Here is a 1,100-nt window from a genome sequence, read left to right on the forward strand (position 1 = left end):
AAAATCAACACAAGTGGGAATGACCGTTGCAGCACCACTCTCATCCATAGAAGATATGCTAAAAAGAATGAACGACATGATGAACAATATGCAAAAAGCACCTATGAGAGAACCAAGACAACCAATTAGGCCACAAAAATGGTGTGCAATCGAGGGTAAATGGACCATCCATGAGACCCGTGAGTGCTACTTCAGACCAAAGTATGATGGGAATGTTCAGTACTTGCCCATGCGGCCACAAGGACAACCCATGTACAAATATCATCCTAATATGGCCCAAGCTCAAAGACCACCAATGGGTATGGAAAGACCTCAACCTGTGTTGGGACAACAACCTCCGTATCCAGGACATAATGCAGTGCCTGTAAAGTACATGCACTCTAAAGGAGTCATAGATGAACAAGCATTAGTGCCTGTTACACCCTATGCAGAGCCTAGTCCATCTACAGTAATGGTAGAAGGAGATTGGTATAATTCACATCCACCACCAATGGAAGAAACCGTGACTTATGCTCCACCAGAGCTTGCACCAATGTATTATGTAGCTAATCAAGGTGTCAGACCTCCCATGGTAAGACCCATGATGAAGCCAAGAACAAGAAACTGTCATAACTGTGGTGCTGATGATCATTAGAAAAATGAATGTCCAGAGCCTGACAAAAACCTCAAACCAATTGAAGCCTATTGCATACAATGTTGCAAACAGGGATGACACTTTCCGGAAGATTGTCCTAAGAATCCTTTGAACAAGGTTAAAACCGTCGTGAACGTAGTCCAAGTGATTCCTAGTAGCTCATCAAAGAGTGAACCGATTGTTCCAATCAAGGTACTCATTAGAGCCCATTCAAAGAAAAAGAAACACAACTCCTTTGATGATTCAGAGAACACGAAAGTTTCTTCTCAAAGAATCAAAAGGAGCAGAGGAAAAAGATATGAGATGAGAAAACAAAACACCGAGTTGAAATCGAAGAGAAAGAAAAAATGCTAGCCCAGGACAAGTTGAAAGAAACTGGCAGTGAATTGAAGGAAACAACCGTGAAATCAGGAGGATCCAATCTGGTTGATAAAATGATTGATCCTATTAATGGATCTCTGGAAGC

Annotated in this window: 1 protein-coding gene; it reads left to right on the forward strand. The window is 41.8% G+C overall.

The window, feature by feature from the left end; genetic code table 11:
• Positions 1 to 634: hypothetical protein (locus DD606_RS25410; RefSeq protein WP_219824246.1), on the forward strand; the 634-nt coding region annotated here is incomplete at its 5' end.
• Positions 635 to 1,100 lie beyond the last annotated feature (466 nt).

It is taken from the genome of Enterobacter cloacae complex sp. GF14B (assembly GCF_004136805.1).
In the GTDB taxonomy this organism is placed as follows: Bacteria; Pseudomonadota; Gammaproteobacteria; order Enterobacterales; family Enterobacteriaceae; genus Enterobacter; species Enterobacter hormaechei_C.